Origin of the sequence: Nonomuraea sp. NPDC050383, from assembly GCF_044459125.1 — a bacterium.
Lineage (GTDB): Bacteria > Actinomycetota > Actinomycetes > Streptosporangiales > Streptosporangiaceae > Nonomuraea.
Genome location: NZ_JBITIP010000010.1, coordinates 1 through 18,845, shown reverse-complemented (window position 1 = coordinate 18,845; position 18,845 = coordinate 1). Strand labels below are relative to the sequence as shown.

20 protein-coding genes are annotated in these 18,845 nt (G+C 74.9%); 11 read left to right on the top strand and 9 right to left on the bottom strand.

The window, feature by feature from the left end:
* The first annotated feature begins 121 nt into the window (after positions 1–121).
* The 6 genes from ACIBG4_RS24365 (at position 122) to ACIBG4_RS24340 (ending at position 6,444) form a co-directional block, all read left to right on the top strand.
* Positions 122–862, top strand: coding sequence for a GntR family transcriptional regulator (locus tag ACIBG4_RS24365; protein ID WP_310709839.1), 741 nt, complete (start codon positions 122–124; stop codon positions 860–862).
* Between the two features lie 96 nt (positions 863–958).
* Complete coding sequence (locus ACIBG4_RS24360; protein ID WP_397203737.1) at positions 959–1,756, top strand: hypothetical protein; 798 nt, start codon at positions 959–961, stop codon at positions 1,754–1,756.
* A 98-nt stretch (positions 1,757–1,854) separates the two neighbouring features.
* Positions 1,855–3,336 carry an MFS transporter gene (locus tag ACIBG4_RS24355; RefSeq protein WP_397203736.1) on the top strand — a complete coding sequence of 494 codons (1,482 nt, stop codon included), beginning with the start codon at positions 1,855–1,857 and terminating at the stop codon, positions 3,334–3,336.
* Positions 3,337–3,480: 144 nt separating this feature from the next.
* A complete protein-coding gene (locus tag ACIBG4_RS24350) occupies positions 3,481–4,329 on the top strand; it encodes a tryptophan 2,3-dioxygenase family protein (protein WP_397203735.1) in 849 nt (282 codons plus the stop codon).
* Positions 4,322–5,524 (top strand): kynureninase, encoded by a 1,203-nt coding sequence (gene kynU / locus ACIBG4_RS24345; RefSeq protein WP_397203734.1) that lies wholly within the window; start codon positions 4,322–4,324, stop codon positions 5,522–5,524. Before ACIBG4_RS24350 ends, kynU begins: the two co-directional genes overlap by 8 nt.
* Positions 5,521–6,444 carry an alpha/beta hydrolase family protein gene (locus ACIBG4_RS24340; RefSeq protein ID WP_397203733.1) on the top strand — a complete coding sequence of 308 codons (924 nt, stop codon included), beginning with the start codon at positions 5,521–5,523 and terminating at the stop codon, positions 6,442–6,444. Before kynU ends, ACIBG4_RS24340 begins: the two co-directional genes overlap by 4 nt.
* Here the strand turns inward: ACIBG4_RS24340 and ACIBG4_RS24335 are convergent.
* Positions 6,410–7,288 carry a GNAT family N-acetyltransferase gene (locus tag ACIBG4_RS24335; protein ID WP_397203732.1) on the bottom strand — a complete coding sequence of 293 codons (879 nt, stop codon included), beginning with the start codon at positions 7,286–7,288 and terminating at the stop codon, positions 6,410–6,412. The genes ACIBG4_RS24340 and ACIBG4_RS24335 overlap by 35 nt on opposite strands.
* A gap of 125 nt (positions 7,289–7,413) precedes the next feature.
* Complete coding sequence (locus ACIBG4_RS24330; RefSeq protein WP_397203731.1) at positions 7,414–7,893, bottom strand: MarR family winged helix-turn-helix transcriptional regulator; 480 nt, start codon at positions 7,891–7,893, stop codon at positions 7,414–7,416.
* A gap of 103 nt (positions 7,894–7,996) precedes the next feature.
* Between ACIBG4_RS24330 and ACIBG4_RS24325 the strand changes: the two genes are divergently transcribed.
* Both ACIBG4_RS24325 and ACIBG4_RS24320 read left to right on the top strand, forming a co-directional pair.
* Positions 7,997–8,884, top strand: a complete 888-nt coding sequence (locus tag ACIBG4_RS24325) for an NmrA/HSCARG family protein (protein ID WP_397203730.1) — start codon at positions 7,997–7,999, stop codon at positions 8,882–8,884.
* A 22-nt stretch (positions 8,885–8,906) separates the two neighbouring features.
* A complete protein-coding gene (locus tag ACIBG4_RS24320) occupies positions 8,907–9,371 on the top strand; it encodes a MarR family winged helix-turn-helix transcriptional regulator (protein ID WP_397203729.1) in 465 nt (154 codons plus the stop codon).
* A 127-nt stretch (positions 9,372–9,498) separates the two neighbouring features.
* On the opposite strand, the gene ACIBG4_RS24315 is transcribed toward ACIBG4_RS24320, so the two are convergent.
* From ACIBG4_RS24315 to ACIBG4_RS24300, 4 genes are all read right to left on the bottom strand, one after another.
* Entirely contained in the window at positions 9,499–9,927 is a 429-nt protein-coding gene (locus ACIBG4_RS24315; RefSeq protein ID WP_397203728.1) for a DUF5360 family protein, read from the bottom strand.
* Positions 9,911–10,456, bottom strand: a complete 546-nt coding sequence (locus tag ACIBG4_RS24310; protein ID WP_397203727.1) for a TetR/AcrR family transcriptional regulator — start codon at positions 10,454–10,456, stop codon at positions 9,911–9,913. The genes ACIBG4_RS24315 and ACIBG4_RS24310 overlap by 17 nt, the downstream gene beginning before the upstream one ends.
* Before the next feature lie 72 nt (positions 10,457–10,528).
* A complete protein-coding gene (menD, locus tag ACIBG4_RS24305; protein WP_397203726.1) occupies positions 10,529–12,187 on the bottom strand; it encodes a 2-succinyl-5-enolpyruvyl-6-hydroxy-3-cyclohexene-1-carboxylic-acid synthase in 1,659 nt (552 codons plus the stop codon).
* Positions 12,184–13,209: an o-succinylbenzoate synthase gene (locus ACIBG4_RS24300; protein ID WP_397203995.1), complete on the bottom strand. Its 1,026-nt coding sequence runs from the start codon at positions 13,207–13,209 to the stop codon at positions 12,184–12,186. Before ACIBG4_RS24300 ends, menD begins: the two co-directional genes overlap by 4 nt.
* A gap of 197 nt (positions 13,210–13,406) precedes the next feature.
* Between ACIBG4_RS24300 and ACIBG4_RS24295 the strand changes: the two genes are divergently transcribed.
* Positions 13,407–14,552 carry an AMP-binding protein gene (locus ACIBG4_RS24295; RefSeq protein ID WP_397203725.1) on the top strand — a complete coding sequence of 382 codons (1,146 nt, stop codon included), beginning with the start codon at positions 13,407–13,409 and terminating at the stop codon, positions 14,550–14,552.
* Positions 14,553–15,031: 479 nt separating this feature from the next.
* On the opposite strand, the gene ACIBG4_RS24290 is transcribed toward ACIBG4_RS24295, so the two are convergent.
* Positions 15,032–15,859, bottom strand: a complete 828-nt coding sequence (locus ACIBG4_RS24290) for an SDR family oxidoreductase (protein ID WP_397203724.1) — start codon at positions 15,857–15,859, stop codon at positions 15,032–15,034.
* A gap of 60 nt (positions 15,860–15,919) precedes the next feature.
* Here ACIBG4_RS24290 and ACIBG4_RS24285 point away from each other — a divergent pair, with 60 nt between their 5' ends.
* Positions 15,920–16,399, top strand: coding sequence for a MarR family winged helix-turn-helix transcriptional regulator (locus ACIBG4_RS24285; RefSeq protein ID WP_397203994.1), 480 nt, complete (start codon positions 15,920–15,922; stop codon positions 16,397–16,399).
* A gap of 9 nt (positions 16,400–16,408) precedes the next feature.
* Here the strand turns inward: ACIBG4_RS24285 and ACIBG4_RS24280 are convergent, their stop codons facing one another.
* Both ACIBG4_RS24280 and ACIBG4_RS24275 read right to left on the bottom strand, forming a co-directional pair.
* Positions 16,409–16,774, bottom strand: a complete 366-nt coding sequence (locus ACIBG4_RS24280; RefSeq protein WP_310717450.1) for a darcynin family protein — start codon at positions 16,772–16,774, stop codon at positions 16,409–16,411.
* On the bottom strand, positions 16,764–17,681 hold the full coding sequence (locus ACIBG4_RS24275; RefSeq protein WP_397203723.1) for an NAD(P)H-binding protein: 918 nt from the start codon (positions 17,679–17,681) through the stop codon (positions 16,764–16,766). Before ACIBG4_RS24275 ends, ACIBG4_RS24280 begins: the two co-directional genes overlap by 11 nt.
* 115 nt (positions 17,682–17,796) lie before the next feature.
* Here ACIBG4_RS24275 and ACIBG4_RS24270 point away from each other — a divergent pair, with 115 nt between their 5' ends.
* Positions 17,797–18,735: a LysR family transcriptional regulator gene (locus ACIBG4_RS24270; protein ID WP_397203722.1), complete on the top strand. Its 939-nt coding sequence runs from the start codon at positions 17,797–17,799 to the stop codon at positions 18,733–18,735.
* Positions 18,736–18,845: the final 110 nt, after the last annotated feature.

Here is an 18,845-nt window from a genome sequence, read left to right as displayed (position 1 = left end):
CTTACGGCACCCTCGGGGCTCCCCTGCCCATTCCCGCGGGCTCCCCCCTTCCGATCATGCCTCATGACGCCATGTCCGTCTGGTTTGTCTGGACATTATTACCTGCGTTAACCTGATCAGCATGACCGCGAATCTGGCGATCGACCTGGACCGATCCAGCCCCGTGCCGCTCTACTTCCAGGTGGCCGAGCAGATCGCCGAAGCGATCCGGCGAGGCGACCTGGCGCCCGGCGCCCGGCTCGACAACGAGATCCTGCTGGCCGACAAGCTCGGCCTGTCCAGGCCCACCATCCGCCAGGCCATCCAGTATCTCGTGGACAAGGGCCTGCTCGTGCGCAAGCGCGGCGTCGGCACGCAGGTGGTCCACGGCCAGGTCAAGCGGTCGGTGGAGCTGACCAGCCTGTACGACGACCTGCGCCGCTCGGGGCAGGAGCCCGCCACTCAGGTCCTCGCGCTGGAGCCGCGCGCCGCCGACGAGGACATCGCGGCCATCCTGGGCGTGGAGCCGGGCTCGGAGACGCTCTACCTCGAACGCCTGCGGTTCGCGGCCGGCGAGCCGCTGGCCCTGCTGCACAACTGGCTGCCGCTCGGCCTGGCCCAGCTCGGCGCCTCCGACCTGGAGGACCGGGGCCTGTACGAGCTGCTGCGCGGGGCGGGCGTGCGCATGCGGGTCGCCAACCAGCGCATCGGGGCCCGCGCGGCGGGCCTGACCGAGGCCAGGCTGCTGCGGGAGCGGCGCGGGGCGCCGCTGCTCACCATGGTGCGCACCACCTACGACGACCAGGGCCGGGCGGTCGAGCACGGCTCGCACGTCTACCGCGCCTCGCACTACTCCCTGGAAGTGACCCTGATCGAGCGCTGACCCGGTCGCCCCGATGGTGCCCGGACACCCGTTCGCCGGCCCCCGCCCCGGGTACGGTCATGCCGGTGAACGACGCCGGCGATCGCAGGGGGAGCCATGGCAGGGCCGCTCACGACCACCACCGGGGCCGCGCTGGCGGCCGGGTTCCGCCTGGCCGCGGGCCTGCGCAGGGGCCGCCCCCTGCACCCCCACGGGCTGCTCTTCGACGCGGAGCTCCACCTGCACGGCGACGCGGCCCGCACCTGGGGGAGCCCGTTCCTCGACGAGCGGCTGGAGCTGCGCGGCATCGCCCGCCTCTCCCGCTCGGCCGGCCTGCCGCCGCCCCTGCCGGACATCCTCGGCATCGCCCTGCGCTGGCGGCAGGCGGACGCCGACGCCGAGCTCCTGCTCGCCACCACCGGCCACACCACGCCGGGGCGCCGCCTCCTGCGGCCCGCCACCAGGTGGGCGCCGGGCCTGTACAGCTCGCTCTTCCCGTACGAGACCCGCGGCGCCGGGGACGGCGGAGGCCGGCGGGTGCTGCTCGGCGCGCTGCCCCGCGTGGAGCGGCCGCTGCCGGCGCGCTTCGACGCGCTGGCCGCCGCCGTGGCGAAGGAGCCGCTGGTCCTCGACCTCCTCGTCGCGGCCCCGGCGGGACCCTGGCACCTGTTCGGCCTCGTCAAGCTCGTGCCGCCGGCCATGGCGGACGCGGACGTGCCCACCCGGTTCGATCCCACCCGGCATCCCGTCCCGGGGCTGAGCCCGGCGGGCCGCCTCCAGGAGCTGCGCCGGCCCGCGTACACCGCCGCCCAGCAGGTGCCCGACGCCTCCGCGCATGAGGGGCGGGGCGGGGGGAACAGCGGAGGGAGCGAAATGCGGGCCGCCGGATCGGCGTTGTTCACCCCAGAGGCGTGATCCGCGTCTCTGCCCGGATCACCGCAGGTCGTCCATGACGCCCGGGACCGGCGTCCAGGCCGGGCCCGGCCGCGGCGACCGCCTCGGAGGGAGGTCCCATGCCATCAGGGTCCGCGAACACCGGACCGGATCCGCGCCGGTGGAAGGCCCTCGCGGTCACCCTCGTCGTCGGCTTCATGATCCTGCTGGACGTGACCATCGTGGCCGTGGCGCTGCCGTCCATGCAGCGCGACCTGCACGCCTCGCCCGCCCAGGTGCAGTGGGTGGTGTCCGGGTACGCGCTGACGTTCGCGCTCTCCCTGGTGCTGGCCGGGCGGCTGGGTGACGCGATCGGCCGGCGGCGCATCTTCCTGGTCGCGCTGAGCGCCTTCGTGCTGTTCAGCATGGCCGCGGGGGCCGCGACGACCATCGAGCTGCTGGTCCTGGCCAGGCTCGCCCAGGGCGTCGCCGCCGGCTGCCTGGCCCCGCAGAACTCGGCCCTGATCCAGCAGATGTTCCGGGGCGCGGAGCGCGGCCGGGCGTTCGGCTTCTTCGGCGCCACCGTCGGGATCTCCAGCGCGGTCGGCCCCATCACCGGCGGCGTGATCCTCGCGCTGGCGGGCGGCGACCAGGGCTGGCGCTGGATCTTCTTCGTGAACGTGCCGATCGGGGTGGCCGCGCTCGTCCTCGCCGCCCGGCTGCTGCCGCGCGGCCGGGGCGCCCCGCGGGGGGCGCTGGACCTGACGGGAGTCGTCCTGCTGGGCGCCGGCGTGTTCCTGATGATGTTCCCGCTCGTGCAGGCCGACTCGGGCGGCGTCCAGCGGCTCTGGTGGATGTTCCCCGTCGGGGCGGCGCTCCTCGTGGCGTTCGCGCTGTGGGAGCGGCGCGTCGCGGCCCGTGGCGCCGAGCCGCTGCTCGCCCCCAGGCTGATCACCGAGACCCGCGGTTACGCGCCCGGCGCCGCGCTGGCGACGGTGTACTTCATCGGCTTCAGCGGCGTCTGGCTGGTCTTCGCGCTCTACTTCCAGAACGGGCGGGGCTTCACGCCGCTGATGTCCGGGCTGTGCGTCACGCCGTTCGCGATCGGCTCGGCCTGCGCGGCGGTCGTCGCCGGGCGGCTGGTGGAGCGGCTGGGGCGGCTGCTGACCGTGCTCGGGCTCGCCGCGGTCGTGGTCGGTCTGTCCGCGGCGGCGCTGCTGCTGGGCTACGCCTCGCCGGCCGTCGCCGTGTGGGCCGCGATCCCCGCGCTGCTCGTCGGCGGCATCGGCAGCGGCTTCGTGATCTCGCCCAACGTGACGATGACGCTCAAGGACGTGCCGGTGCGGATGGCGGGCGCGGCCGGCGGCGCCCTGCAGACGGGGCAGCGCCTCGGCGGGGCGGTCGGCACGGCGGCGCTGCCCGGCGTGTACTACCTGGTCCTCTCCTCGACGGGCGGCGACATCTCCGAGGCCGTGACCGTGGCCCTGGGCGCCGCGGTCGCCGGCCTGCTGGTCGCCTTCGCGATCGCGGTGGCGGAGTGGCGGCGGGACGGCCGCGCGGCCACGCCGGGCCCGTGCCCGCCGGAGGTGGCGCACGGCCACACGCACGCCGGCCAGGGCTGACCCTTGCCAGATCGGGACAGATCCCGCATCATGCCTGATGGACTCGGCGCCGTCCGTGGCGACCGGGTCCGAGGGGACCGGGGCTCCAGCGCCGAGAGGAAGGGAGCGGACCGCTACCCGGTGGCACGTCTCCAGGAGACAGCGATGTCGCATCGCACGCGGTCCCGAGAAGCCGGCATCGGTTCGGACTCCCCGAACCTCGACTTCGCGGGTACGACCCCCTACGAGGACTACGTCCGGGCGGACGTCCTCACCCACCTCCAGCACCCCCTGTCCGATGACCCGGGCGAGATGGCGTTCCTGGTCACGACCCAGGTCATGGAGCTGTGGTTCACCGTGATCGTGCACGAGTGGGAGACCGCCGGCCGCGCGCTGCGCGAGGACCGGCTGCCCGTCGCCGTGGCCGCGCTGGAGCGCAGCGTGCGCGAGCTGGAGGCGCTGAACGCCTCCTGGCGGCCGCTGGCGCGGCTCACCCCGGCCGAGTTCAACGCGTACCGGGCGGCGCTCGGCGAGGGCTCCGGCTTCCAGTCGGCGATGTACCGGCGGATGGAGTTCCTGCTCGGCGAGAAGTCGTCGTCCATGCTGGTGCCGCACCGGGGCGCGCCGCGGGTCCACGAGGAGCTGGAGAAGGCGCTGCACCAGCCGAGCCTGTACGACGAGGTGCTGCACCTCCTCGCCCGCCGCGGTCACGCCGTGCCGCGCGCGGTGCTGGAGAGGGACCTGTCGCAGCGGTACGAGCCCCGCGCCGAGGTCGAGGCGGTGTGGGCGGAGATCTACTCCGGTGACCGGGACAGCGACCTGGCGCGGCTGGGAGAGGCGCTGACGGACGTCGCCGAGCAGGTGTGGCGCTGGCGCAACGACCATCTGGTGGCCACCCGGCGCGCGATGGGCGCCAAGACCGGCACCGGGGGCTCGGCGGGCGTGGCCTGGCTGGAGAGACGGGCCGCCAAGCACGTCTTCCCCGAGCTGTGGACGGCGCGCAGCCATGTCTGATCCCGCGTACCTGGCGGCGAAGGCCCGCAAGCTCGACGAGTCGGACGGGCTGCGCGCCAAGCGCGCCGAGTTCGTCCTCGACGACGACACCGTCTACCTCGACGGCAACTCCCTCGGCGCGCTGCCCGCCGCCGTTCCGGGCCGGGTGGCCGACGTGGTGGCCAGGGAGTGGGGGCGGCTGCGCATCCGGTCCTGGACGGAGTCCGGCTGGTGGACGGCGCCGGAGCGCGTCGGCGACCGCATCGCCCCGCTCGTCGGCGCCGCGCCCGGTCAGGTCGTGGCCGGCGACTCGACCAGCGTGAACGTCTTCAAGGCGCTGGTGGGCGCGGTGCGGATGGCCGGCGCGGAGCGGGACGAGATCGTCGTCGACGCGACGACGTTCCCCACGGACGGCTACATCGCCGAGTCGGCCGCGCGCATGACCGGCCGCCGGCTGGTCGCCGCCGACCCGCGCGACCTGCCGGCCGCCCTCGGCCCCCGCACCGCCGCCGCCCTGGTCAACCACGTCGACTACCGCAGCGGGCGGCTCCACGACCTGCCGGGCGTGACGGCGGCCGCGCACGCCGCGGGCGCCCTGGTGGTGTGGGACCTGTGCCACAGCGCGGGCGCGCTACCGGTCGGCCTCGACGAGCACGGCGTCGACCTCGCCGTCGGCTGCACCTACAAGTACCTCAACGGCGGCCCCGGCTCGCCCGCCTACCTGTACGTCCGCCGGGACCTTCAGCCCCGCTTCGACTCCCCGCTCCCCGGCTGGAACTCCCACCGCGACCCCTTCGGCATGTCGCCGCGGTACGAGGCCGCCGACGGCGCGCGGCGGGGCCGGGTGGGCACCCCGGACATCCTGTCGATGCTGGCCCTGGAGGCGGCGCTGGAGGTGTGGGACGGGGTCTCGATCGAGGCGGTGCGGGACAAGAGCCTGGCCCTGACGGACTTCTTCCTGGAGTGCGTCGCGGCGTACGTGCCCGCGGGGCGCGTCGAGCCGATCACCCCGGCCGCGCACGCGGAGCGGGGCAGCCAGGTCGCGCTGCGCTGTCCCGGCGCGGGTGAGGTGATGGTCTCGCTGATCGCCCGCGGGGTCGTCGGCGACTTCCGGCACCCGGACGTGCTGCGGTTCGGTTTCACACCGCTGTACGTGTCGTTCGCGGACGTGCATCGGGCGGCGCGCGTGCTGGCCGAGGTGGTCTCCGCGCCGTGACCGTCCCGCCGGAGCGGCGCGCCGCGGCGCGGGACGCCGCCGAGCAGGAGTCGGCCTTCTCCCATCCGCACGCGGAGCCGGACGTCACCGTCGCCTACGGCCGGCACCCCGACCAGGTCGTCGACCTCTACGCCCCTCGGGGCGGCGGCGGGGCGGGGGCGCCTCTGGTCGTCGTCCTGCACGGGGGCGCGTGGCGGGCCGCCTACGACCGGCGGCACGTGTCGCCCTTCGCGGCCTTCCTCGCGCGGCGGGGGTTCGCGGTGGCCTCGGTCGAGTACCGGCGGGGAGGCGCCGGGCCGGGGGTTGCGGGGCGCTGGCCGGAGACGTTCGACGACGTGGCCGCCGCCATGGACGCCCTGCCCGGCCTCGCCGCGGGCGCGCTGCCCCGGACGGACGCGCAGCCTTGGGCGGAGGGCGCGCCCTTGGTGGACGTGAGCCGCATCGTGGTGACCGGGCATTCGGCGGGCGGCCACCTCGCGCTGTGGGCGGCGGCCCGCCACGTGCTGCCGCAGGGGTCGCCGTGGCGGCCTCCCGGCCCCGGTCCGTCCGTCGCGGGTGTGGTGGCGCTCGCGCCGATCGCCGACCTCAGGACCGCGCGCGAGCTGTCGGTGTGCTCCGGCGCCGCGCTCCAGCTCCTCGGCGGGCCGGAGCGCTTCGAGGAGCGGCGCCCGTCCGCCGACCCCGCCGCGCTCCTGCCCACCGGCGTCCCCGCCACCGTCGTCCACGGCCGGGCCGACATCGTGGTGCCGGTCGAGGTCGCCGGGGCATACGTGCGCGCGGCGGCCCGAGCGGGTGAGGCGGTGCGGCTGAGGCTGGTGGAGGACGCCGGTCACTTCCCGCTGATCGACCCGGCGGCGGAGGCCTGCGCCGTGGTGGCCGAGGAGGTCACGCGCCTCCTGGACGGTCCCGGACCCAGGTGACGGTACGGGCGGCCGGGCGGAAGCCGATCGACCGGTAGAGCCGTCCCGGCGCCGGGTAGGCGTCGTCCCCCCGGGCGTACACGACCGCCCGCTCGGCGCCCGCCTCCCGGGCCGCGCGCAGCGCGGCGAGGCAGACCGCCCGGGCGAGTCCCCGGCGGCGGTGGGCGGGCAGGGTGCCGGTGGGCTCGATCTCCGCGACGCGCCGCGCCTCGTCCAGCCAGACCAGGCAGTACGCGGCGACCTCGCCGTCCGGCGCCACGGCGACCAGGTCCAGCCCGGCCCGGTACGGCCAGGCGGCCCGGACGGCCCGGTAGCTCTCCTCGCTCACCCGTGACGGGTGGAAGGCCGCCCGGTGCGCCGCCACGCGCCCCGGCACATCGGTCTCCCCCACGGCCCGCAGCCGGTAGCCCTGGGGCGGGACGGGCTCGGCCGGGCCGGCCAGGTCGCGGACCAGGTGCCTGAAGAAGGGGCCGTCGCCGGCCGGCCGGTAACCGGCCTCGCGGAGGGCGGCGGCGAGGTGCGTCTCGGTGTCGAGCACGGTCACGTCGAGCGGCCCGGCGGGTGCCGTGCGCGCGAACCACTCCAGCACCTGCCTCGCCAGCTCCGGCCGGGCGGGGTCCACCGCCAGGTCCAGGGAGCCCGGCAGGTCGATCCACCCCCAGGCCACGGTCCGGCCGCCGTCGCGCCACAGCCGGGTCGGCCACCCGGGCTCCCGCCCGGTGTGCTGGAACCTGCCCCAGGCCAGGTCGCCGACGTGCCACCGCGACCCGGGCGACCAGATGCGGCTGCACAGCTCCTGCATGGCCCGCAGGTCGTCCGGACCCTCGTACGCGCTGACGATCACGCCGCCCAGTCTGCCGGGCGCCCCGACCGGCCCGCATCCGGATATACGGCCGCCCGTGACGCGAAGGCACCCGGTGCGCTCGGCGAACTCCTCGCAGCCGCCGTCAGGGCGGCATCCCGGGAGCTTCAGGCCGGCTTCGGCCGGGAGCGCAGGCGATCCATCTGGACGTGACTGAGGTCGTGCGCCCGGCGCAGGTGCCGGGTGATCACCTCCAGCTCCTCCTCGGTGTGCTCGCCGTAGAGCGCCTGCCAGGAGGCGCCGAGGTCGTCCCAGAGCGCAGTGACCCGGGCCACGCGCTCGGGGACCAGGGCGACCAGGACGCGGCGCCGGTCCTGCCGGTCGGGCGTGCGGACCATGTAGCCTCCGCGTTCGAGCCGGTCGACCAGGCGGGTGGCCGAGCCGGCGGTCAGACCGGTCAGCTCGGCGATCTGCTTGACCGTGAGCGGCTCGGGCGCCGCCGTCATCAGGCTCAGGCACTGCACGTCGGTCGGATGCAACCCGAGATGGTCGGCGACGGCCTGGTTGAACAGCACATACGCCGCCATGTAGCGGCGCGACGCCATGGACAGTTCCTCGTACAGCCGCTCGCGACGCGTGCCTGTCATCGTGATCAGCTCCCAATAGCTGTGCGACGCAACTAGTTTCTGATAATCTAGTGCGTGACGCAGTTAATGCGCCACGCAGCTATACTACAACCTGGAGACCTCCATGCTCACTGTCGCCGTCACCGGAGCGACCGGCGCCCAGGGCGGGTCCACCGCCCGCGCCCTCCTCGACGCCGGCCACCGGGTGCGCGCGCTCACCCGCGACCCCGGCTCGCCCGCCGCCGGGGCCCTCAAGGCCCTCGGCGCCGAGGTGCGCCACGCCGACTTCGACGAGCGCGCCTCCCTCGACGCCGCGCTCGTGGGGGCCGACGCCCTGTTCGCGGTCACCACACCGTTCGGCACCGACACAGCCACCGAGGTCCGGCAGGGCAAGGCCCTGCTCGACGCCGCGGCGGCCGCCCGTCTCGGCCACGTCGTGCTCACCTCCGCCGCCCACGCCGACCGTGACACCGGCGTACCGCACTACGAGAGCAAGCGTCTCGTCGAGCAGCACCTGCGCGCCTCCGGCGTGCCGTGGACGGTGATCGCGCCGGCCGCGTTCATGGACAACTACGCCGGCGGGTGGACGCTGGACGGCCTGCGCGAGGGCACGTTCGCCTGGCCGATGCCCGTCGACCAGCCGCTCGCGCTCATCCCCGCCGCCGACATCGGCGCGTTCGCCGCGCTGACCCTCCAGCGCCGCACCGCGTTCACCGGCCGCCGCATCGACATCGCCTCGGACGAGCGCACTCCCCGCCAGATGGCCGAGATCCTCGCCTCCGCCATCGGCGCGCCGATCACTCACCAGGAGGTGCCCCTCGCGTACGTCCGCAAGCGGTCGGACGATCTGGCCGCCATGTTCGCGTACTTCACCGAGGCCGGCCTCGACGTGGACGTCGCCGGCCTGCGCCGCGACCACCCGGAGGTCGGCTGGCACGGCTTCGCCGACTGGGCCGCCGCCCAGGACTGGCCCGCCCTCCTGTCGTCCGGGACCACCGTCTCCACCCACTGAGTCCCCCGAAGGGAACGCCCTCATGAAACCGATCGGCTACTGGCTCAACCGCGCCGACCAGGCCCTCACCCGCCACATGAACGGCATGCTGGAGGAGTTCGGCCTCACCCGGCTCTCCTGGCAGGTGCTCAACGTCGTCCAGGACGCCCCGAACGCCACCGGAGCCCACGACGCCGCACAGCGGGCGCGGGGCGTCACCGACGGAGAGGTCCTGTCGATGCTCGCCGCCAATGCCGGCACGCCCGCGCTGACCGCCGCGATCGAGGCCGTGCTGACCGGCGGCTGGGCGGCCCGCCCCGCGCCGGGCCGGCTGGCCATCACCCCCGAGGGCGCCGAGCGCCTGGCCCGTGTCGCCGAGCGGGTCGGCGCGTTCCGCGACCTGTCGATGACCGGCATCTCGCCCGACGAGTACCGGACGGCCGTCAGCGTCCTCGAACGCATGACGGCCAACCTCGAGCCGGCGCGCGCTCCTCACCCACCGGCGTGACGGCCGGGCCTCCTCCTCAGAACCCGCGACTTGTCCGGACCCTCGTCCGTGCTGACGATCAAGCCGCCCCAGCCTGCCGGGCGCCCCGTCCGGTCCGCAGCCGGATGTCCGGTCACCCGGGAGCCGGTCAGTCACCGGCCGCGGCCCTGCCGCGCGGCGCCACGACCAGGGCCACGATGGCGGGCAGCGGGAACAGCATGAGGTAGAGGTTCGGGATCCACCAGGCCAGGGAGAAGTCGCCGCGCAGCGTCCAGAACGCGATGGCCATGAGCCCGGAGGCCATGGTGAGCACGAGGGACACGAGCATGAGCGGCACCCCGGCCCCCGAGGACGGGGACGCCACGCCGGAGCGTGCGAGGAGCCAGAGGCTCGTCAGGCCGGTGGCGCTGGCCGCCAGGTCGATCCAGAGGAACGACCAGTTCCAGGCCACCATCACCGGGTCGGTGTACCCGGCGAAGGCCCACTCGGGCGGGATCAGCCCGAGGCCCGTGACGGTGAAGTAGGCGACGAACCCGACGTCGGTCGCCAGCATCAGCGCCTTAGTCGCTCTGAGCACGCTCGATCAGCTCCATCAGGTAGGCGCGGGTCCGGGCGTGCAGCGCGGGGTCGGGCTCACCGAGGCCGAGCAGCCGTACGGCCCACCAGCCGTCCACCGCCAGCCGGACGGCGGTGGCCGCGGCGGGGTCCACGCCGTCGCGGGTCAGCCGCTCCTGCCAGGCGGCGAACCGCTCGCGCAGCGGCTCCAGGCCCGCCGGATCGACCAGCACGCCGGCGAGCAGCGCGGCCGTGACCCGGTCGGGCGCCTCCGGGGTGTGCTCCTCGGGGACGGTGGCCTCCACGTAGGCGCGCAGGAAGTCGCCGGGCCCGTCGCCCGCCCGCGCCAGCGCCTCGTCGAAGGCGTCGGTGAGCCGCGCCACCATGGCCCTGACCAGCGCCTGCTTGGTCGGGAAGTGGTAGAACAGCCCGCCCTTCGACACGCCCGCGCGCTGCGCGACCGCCTCCAGCGTGAGCGACTCGGCCCCGTCCGACAGCAGCACCTCGGCCGCCGCGTCCAGGAGCCGGTCGCGTGAACTCGGTCTCGGCATGCCCGAAACTATACAGGCCAGCCGGTACACTTTCATAGGCCCGGGAGGTCGAGGACCGGTCCGGGCGCGGGCTCAGGCGAGGGCCGCGCGGATCGCCTCCTGGGCGGCGTCCCGCAGCCGGGCGTGCACCGCCGCGTTCTCCTCCCGGTCCGTCCGCACCTCCACCACGCGCGGCCCGTCGCCCCGCAGCGCCTTGGACAGGTCCCCCAGCTCCTCCACCAGCCGGTACGGCGTGCCGGTCGCGGCGGCCACGTACCCGAGGTCCACCCCGTGAGGCGTGCCGAACACCCGCTCGAACGGGTCGCGCAGCGCCGCCTGCGGCAGCAGCGAGAAGATGCCGCCCCCGTCGTTGTTGACCACCACGAGGCACAGGTCGGGGCGCGGCTCGCGGGGCCCGAGGACGAGGCCGTTCTGGTCGTGCAGGAACGACAGGTCGCCGAGCAGCGCGTACGACGGCCCGTTGTGGGCCAGCGCCGCGCCCATCGCCGTCGAGACGGCCCCGTCGATGCCGGAGGCGCCCCGGTTGGCCAGCAGCCGCAGCCCGCGCCGGGGCCGCATGGCCTGGTCGAGGTCGCGGATCGGCATGGACGACCCGCAGAACAGCAGGGACCCGTTGGGCAGCGTGTCGGCCAGGTCGCGGGCCAGGCGCGGCTCACTGGTGCCCGAGGTGTCGAGCACCTCGTCCACCGCCGCCCGCGCGGCCTGGTCGGCGTGGCGCCAGGCGTGCAGCCAGCCGTCGTCGCCGGAGGCCACCGGGATCTCCACGGCCTGCGCCACCTGGGTGGCCGAGCGGGTGGGGTCGGGCCAGCGGTCGAGGTCGGTGGCGACGACGATGTGCTCCTGGGCGCGCTTCAGCCACGACAGCAGCGGCCGCGACAGCCCCGGCCGGCCGAGCGTCACGACCACGTCGGGCGCGTACGTGTCGGCGAACTCCGGGGTGGCCAGCAGGTGGTGGTAGGTGGAGACGGCGTGGTCGCCGTAGCGTCCGCCGCCGTTGGGCTCCGACAGGACCGGCCAGCCGGCCATCCCGGCGGCGGCGACGTAGCGGCGCACGTTGGCCGCGCCGTCGCCGATCACGAGCACGCCGCGCCGGGTGGGCGGGATGTGCAGGGCGACGGGCGGCGGGGCGACGCGGGTGCGCACCCACGGCCCGGTCGCGTCGCCGTCGAGCGACTCGTTCCAGGTGGTGTCGCCGTCGGGGATCAGCGGCTCGCGGAAGGCGAGGTTGAGGTGGACGGGCCCCGGGGCGGCGGGGCCGGCGGCGCGCTGGTAGGCGCGGCAGGCCAGCGAGCGCCAGTAGGCGACCTGGCCGGGCCGATCCTCGGGCGCTCCCACCTCGGCGAACCAGCGGACGGCCGTGCCGTACAGCTTCATCTGGTCGATGGTCTGGTTGGCGCCGGTGCCGCGCAGCTCGGGCGGGCGGTCGGCGGTGAGCACGAGCAGCGGGACGCCGGACTCGCTCGCCTCGATGACGGCCGGGTGGAAGTTCGCGGCGGCCGTGCCGGAGGAGCAGATCAGCGCGACGGGCCGCTCCGCGCGCCGCGCCAGGCCGAGCGCCAGGAACGACGCCGACCGCTCGTCCACGCGCACGTGCAGCCGTACCCGCGACTCCGAGTGCAGCGCCAGCGCCAGCGGCGCCGACCGGGAGCCGGGCGCGAGCACGACGTCGGTCAGGCCGCAGCGCACCAGCTCGTCGACGAGCACCGTGGCCAGCGCGGTCGCGGGGTTCACCGGGACGCCTCCTGCATTCGGCCGAGCCACCAGGGCGATTCGATGGCGAACTCTGACAGGGCCCGCTCGTCCACCTCGGGCCGCCGCACGCTCAGCGCCCCGCCGACCGGCGTGAGAGGGTCGGCGGTGACGTCGCCGGCCAGGAGCGCCATCGTGCCCAGCCCGCACGCGTACGGCAGCTCGGGCAGCGCCGCGGCCAGCGCCAGGCCGGCGGCCAGACCCACGGACGTCTCGACCGCGCTCGACACGACGGCCGGCAGCCCGCACGCCTCCACGACGCGCAGCGCCTGCCGCACCCCGCCGAGCGGCTGAACCTTGACCACGGCGATGTCGGCGGCCTCGGCGGCCCGCACGCGCAGCGGGTCCTCGGCGCGGCGGATCGACTCGTCGGCGGCGATCGGCACGTCGCAGGCCCGCCGCACCAGGGCCAGCTCCTCCAGGGTGGCGCACGGCTGCTCGGCGTACTCCAGGTCGAACCGGTCGAGCTCCTTCAGCCGCCGCACCGCCTCGTCGACGCTCCAGGCGCCGTTGGCGTCCACGCGCAGCCGCCCGGACGGGCCGAGGGCGTCGCGCACGGCCTCCACCCTGGCCAGGTCGTCGGCGAACGGGCGGCCGGGCTCGGCCACCTTGACCTTCGCGGTGGCGCAGCCGGACGCCCGGACGAGCTCGAACGCCCGCTCGGCCGGGACGGCCGGGACCGTGGCGTTGACCGGGACGGTGTCGCGGACCGGCGCCGGCCAGCCCTCGAAGGCGGCCTCGTGGGCGCACGCCAGCCAGCGGGCGCACTCGCGCGGCCCGTACTCGGGGAACGGCGAGAACTCGCCCCACCCCGCGGGGCCGCGCAGCAGCACGCCCTCCCTGACGGTCTGCCCGCGGAACCGGGTGGGCATCGGGATCCGGAACATCACGGGGGCACGGGTGAGCTCCCGTGGTGCCCGGTCGCCCGGCTTGTCCCCTCCGCCGCCCGTCCTGTCCGCCGCGCCGCCCGTCTGCTTGGCTGCGCCGCCCGTGCCGGGCGTCACGCCCCCGTCCGCGTCCACGCCCGCGCTCCCGTCCGCGCGTACGTCCGCGCTTTCATCCGTGCTCTCGCCTGTGCCGTCGACCGTGCTGCCGGGTGTGCCGCCGTCCGTGCCGGGTCGCGCGTCCCGCCCTGCCACCACCGCGTCACCACTGCTCACCACTGCGTCAGTACCGATCTGTCGCCACTAACCTTACGAGCATGCCGAGCACGTCGTCGCATCCGGACCGCCCGTTGCGGGCCGTCGTCATGCCGCCGGGCCCCGAGCTGTTCGCGGCGGTGCGCGACGCGCTGAGCGGTGACGGCCCGGCCGTGCTGCCGCTCGCCCCGGGTCAGGAGGCCGCCGCGATCGCCGCCCTGCGGCCCTCCGACGTCAACGGGCGGCCCCTGGAGGGCGGCTCCGGCGTGCCGGCCGACGTCGCCGTGGTGATCGCCACCAGCGGCAGCACGGGCGCGCCCAAGGGCGTCATGCTCTCGGCGGCGGCCCTGCGCGCCTCGGCCGCCGCGTCCCTGCGGCGCCTCGGCGCGGCCAGGGGCGAGCGGTGGCTGTGCTGCCTGCCGCCCTCCCACGTCTCCGGGCTCCAGGTGCTCGTCCGCGCGCTGCTCACCGGGACCGAGCCGATCGTGCACGAGAGGTTCGACCCGGAGCGGGTGCTGGCCTCGGGCGCCGGCCACGTCTCGCTGGTGCCCACTCAGCTGCACCGGCTGGTCGAGCTGCGGGCCGACCTGTCGGTGTTCGCGACGATCCTGCTCGGCGGCGCGGCGGCCCGCCCCCGCCTGCTGGAGGAGGCGCGTGACCTCGGCGCGCGGCTGGTGACGACGTACGGGATGAGCGAGACGAGCGGCGGCTGCGTGTACGACGGCCGGCCCCTCGACCACGTGGACGTCAAGGTGGGCGACGACGGCCGGATCCGCGTGGCGGGGCCGGTGCTGTTCTCCGGGTACCGCTCGGGCGAGCCCGTCCCGCGCGACGGCGACTGGTTCGTGACCTCCGACCTGGGCGAGCTGTCCGGCGGACGGCTGCGCGTGCTGGGCCGGGCCGACGACGTGATCAACACGGGCGGCGAGAAGGTCGTGGCGGGCGCCGTGGCCACGGTGCTCGGGGGCCACCCCGAGGTGGCGGACGTGGCGGTCGTCGGCCGGGACGACCCCGAGTGGGGCGAGGTGGTGGTGGCCGTGGTGGTGCCCGCCGACCCCTCCCGCCCGCCGACGCTGACGCAGCTACGCGCCTACTGCGCCGACCGGCTGCCCTCCTACGCCGCGCCGCGCGAGCTGCGCCTCACGCCGGGCCTGCCCCTGCTGCCCAACGGCAAGCCCGACCTCGTACGGCTGCGCTCGCAGATCTGAGGCCTGTTCTGAGTTCGGATCATGCGTTTACGGATTCGCCTGCTGGTGCTCGCCGGTCCCAGTAGGGCACGAAGTTGATCGAACCTGGACGGACTCTTGTCACGTCCTACCGATATGGATCGCGTCAAACGGCTCGGACCGGCGGCGGCAGCCCTCCTGCTGATCGCCTTCGGCTACAGCCGGGCGTCCGCTCTTCCCCATCCCTCGAACGCCGCGTCCTCCGTCAAGGAGATCGCCGAGCGCACGGATGTGGGCACGGGCCCGCAGGTGGGCGGAGATCACGACGGCCGGTCTGGAACGCCTGGTGAGCCCGGACCCCGCAGAAGCCCTCGCCCTCTTCGAGAGCGTCCAGCCGACCTGACCGCCGAGCGCGGGGGCACTCGCCGGGTCCGATCCTCCTCGCGGGCCGGACGGCATCGCGCCGCCGTCGGAGGGGTGACGCCGATCTCGCGCACGACCTGGACCGGCGCCCTCGTCCGTCAGCGGAACGCCGCAGCGTTCCGGGCCGCCCAGTCGGCGTAAGCGCGCGGAGCGCTGCCGGTCAGTTCCCGTACGGCCGGCGACACATCCGCGGTCCTGCCGACGAACGAGGCGAACAGCGTGAGTATCGAGTCCACGACCACCTCAGGGGTGTGCGCGACCATCTCGGCACGGGCCTGGGCGGGGGACAGTTCTTCGAGGCGCAGGTCGCGGCCGAGGACCTCGCCGAGGATCCGCACCCGCTCGGCCGTCGTCAGCGAGGCGGGTCCGCTGAGCTGGTACGCCTTGCCCGCGTGCCCGTCGTCGAGCAGCGTCCGCGCCGCCACCGCGGCGATGTCGCGCTCATCGACCGGCGCGGTCGCGGCCTGGGCGAAGGGGGCGCGCACCACGCCGTCGTGCCTGATGCCGGGCGCCCAGCGCAGGTCGTTCGCCATGAACGCGCCAGGGCGCAGGAACGTCCACGGCAGCCCCGACCTGGCCACGGCCTGCTCGTGCTCGGCGTGGACGCCGCCGAGCGCGCCCGCCTGCCTCATCGTCACCGCCAGCGCGGACAGCAGCACCACGTGTCCGAGGCCGGCCTTCGCGGCCTCGGACAGGAAGCCGTGGGCCGGACCGGCGGCCAGCACCAGGAACGCACGGTCCACTCCCTTGAGTGCGGGGCGCAGGTCCTCCGCTCGGGACAGGTCGGCTCGGACGACCTCCACGTCGTCGGGCAGGCCGGCCCGCTCCGGGTTCCGGCAGATCGCGCGGACCTGCTCCCCCACCTGGAGCAGCAGCTCCACGAGATGACGGCCTACGTTGCCCGTCGCCCCGGTCACCAGTATCACGGCTACCTCACTTCGGATATACGAACTGTTTGGATACCAGGACTGTATCCTGTCGTCGTGATGGACGACGCCCCGACTCCCCGACTGCCACGACCCGAGGAGGTCAAGGAGGCCCTCGGCTTCGTGCCTCTGGTGGAGGCCTACTTCCGGCGAGCTCAGGCCGAGATGCCGGACGAGCTGCGGGAGATCTTCCGCAGCCATCGGCTCACCGCCCGGCACGGCGCGGTCATTCCGCAGCTGACGACCGAACCGTCACTGAGCGTGAGCGAGCTGGCCGACAGGATGGGCGTGTCGCTGACGACGGCGAGCGAGCTCGTCGGCGACCTCAGCCGGGCCGGGCTGGTCGAGCGCCGGGAGGATCCGGCCGATCGCCGCCGCACCCTGGTGTCGCTGGCCGCTCACCATCGGGCCATGGTGGAGCGGTTCGTCGCCCTTCGCGCCGCGCCTCTGCTGCGCGTCCTGGACAACCTGTCGCCTCAGGAGAGGCAGGGGTTCGTGGCGGGGCTGACCGCGTGGGCCCACGAGGTGCGGAACTGGTAGGAGGGAGCGTCAGGTGGCGAGAGTGGCCAGCGGCTCCACACCGTAGGTGCGGGCGTAGCCGTTCTCGGTGCCCACGAGCAGGTCCACGACGTCGAAGTAGCGGTCCCAGAAGGGGGTCTCGCGCAGCGCGTCGATCAGCAGCCGGTAGGCGTCGTGGTCGTCCGCCTCCCAGACCCAGATGTCGGTGACCCGCGCCGAGTAGAACTCCGTGTCGTAGAAGCGGGAGCGGACGCCGCGGGTTCGGGCCTCGATCACCGGGACGACCTGGGTGGTGAAGGCCTGGACGCGTTCGGCCACGGTCATCGCCAGCCACTCGGGCGTCGTCTTGACCAGCATGAACGCGGTGACCGGCGGCTCGGTGCGATCAGCGGGCATCGGCTGCCTCCGAAGTGGCGAGGACGGCGGGCTTGAGAGTGTGCGCGCACCACTGCGCGAATGCGGTGGCCGGACCCTGCAGCGGCGAGCGGTCGACGCCCGAGTCCAGGCCCTGGTCCTTGGCGCGCTTCATGGCGACCATGCCCTCGACGAACTCCTCATTGAGGCCGTGGCCGAGCAGGGTGGACCGCAGCTCGTCGAGCGGCTGACGCACGTAGCGGACCGGACGGCCCAGTTCCTCGGTCATGATGCGGGCCAGGTCGTCGGGCGACAGGTCCTGCGGACCGAGCACCGGAACGCTGCCGACGCCGGTCCAGGAGCGGTCCAGCAGGAGCCCGGCCGCCGTCGCGGCGATGTCGGCGACAGCCACCATCGGGGCCGGACGGTCCGCGGCGACGGTGTCGGTGAAGACGCCGTCCTCGCGGATCGAGTCGGCCTCCTCCAGCAGGTTCTCGAAGAAGGACGGGCAGGCCAGGGCGCGGTAGGCGACGCCGGAGCCGGCGATCAGGTCGTCCATGGCCAGGGAGGCGGTGACCAGCCCGGCCCGGGCGGCGTGCGGGGTGCCGCGGCCGAGCGCCGAGACGCCGACGACATGGCCGACGCCATGGGCGGCGAGCGCCCGCGCGGCCGGGCGGGTGAAGCCGCTGTACGCCTCGTCGGGCGTGAGCGAGGCGTCCGGCGGCACCAGCCAGAAGACGGCGTCGGCCCCGGCGAAGGCACGCTCGACGGTCGCGGCGTCGCCGTGCGAGCCGATGACCACCTCGACCCGTCCGCGCACGGCCTCGGGCAGCCGGGCGGGGTCGCGCACCACGACGCGCACCTCCTCTGCGTGTGCCGGCGCGGCCTCGACCAGCAGCGACAGCAGCCGCCGGCCGATGTTGCCGGTGGGGGCGGTAATGACGATCATGAAAACCTCGCGGTCACTGGGGGATCGGTGCAACCCCTTGATCCTGCAGGTCCGCGCCGCATTGCCACAATGGGAACTTCAGCATCCGATCATTGCCTGAAACGGAATAATGCCGGTGAGAAGCCCAGACCCGAACCTCGACGCCAACCTCGCCGTCGCCCTCGACGCCCTGCTGACCGAGCAGAGCGTCACCCGTGCCGCCGCGCGGCTGCACACCTCCCCCGCGGCGATGAGCCGCACCCTGGCCCGGCTGCGCCGGGTCCTCCAGGACCCGCTGCTGGTACGCGCGGGACAGGCGATGGTCCCCACGCCCCGGGCCGAGGCGCTGCGGGACGAGGCCGCCGCTGTGGTGCGCCGGCTGGAGGCGTTGCTCACGCCGAGCGGCGGGATCGACCCCGCCACGCTGCGGCGCACCTTCACCGTCCAGACCTCGGACCTGGTCGGCGCGGCGCTGGCGCCGGGTCTGCTCGGGCTGGCCCGGAGCCGGGCGCCAGGGGTCTCGCTGCGGGTGTCGGCCGAGGAGTGGGAGGCGGGCCCCGCGCTGCGCGAGGGCCGGGTCGACCTGGAGGTGGGGGCCATCGACCACGTCGACCCGGAGACCCGGGTCGAGGAGCTGGTCACGCTGCGGATGGCCGCCGGCGTGAGAGCCGGGCACCGGCTCGCCGAAGGAACCCTGACGCCCGCCAGGCTGGCCGCGGCCGAGCACGTGGCGGTCAGCCGCCGCGGACGCTTCACCGGCCCGCTGGACGCGGCCCTGGCCGAGCAGGGGCTCAGCCGGCGGGTCAGCGCCGTCCTGCCCGGGCACCTGGCGGCGATGGCGCTGGCCGCGGCCGGCGACGTGGTCTGCCTGGTGCCGGCCGCGCTGCCGGGCGAGCCCCCTTCGCCCCTCAGCGACGCGGCGCACGCCCTGGGACTGCGCCTGCTGGAGATCCCGCTGCCGTTGCCGCCGCTGACGATCGGCATGGCCTGGCATCCGCGCCACGCCGCCGACGAGGCCCACCAGTGGTTGCGTGGCGCCGTACGCCGGGTCCTCCGTCCGGCCAGGGAGGACTAGCCCAGACGCGCGTCCGCCTAGGCAGTGTTTTGTGGATCAGAAGGAGTGTTTAGCCGCCTGATTCGCCGATTCGGGCAGCGCGGTGAGCTCGGGCGTGGCTCGATGGGTAC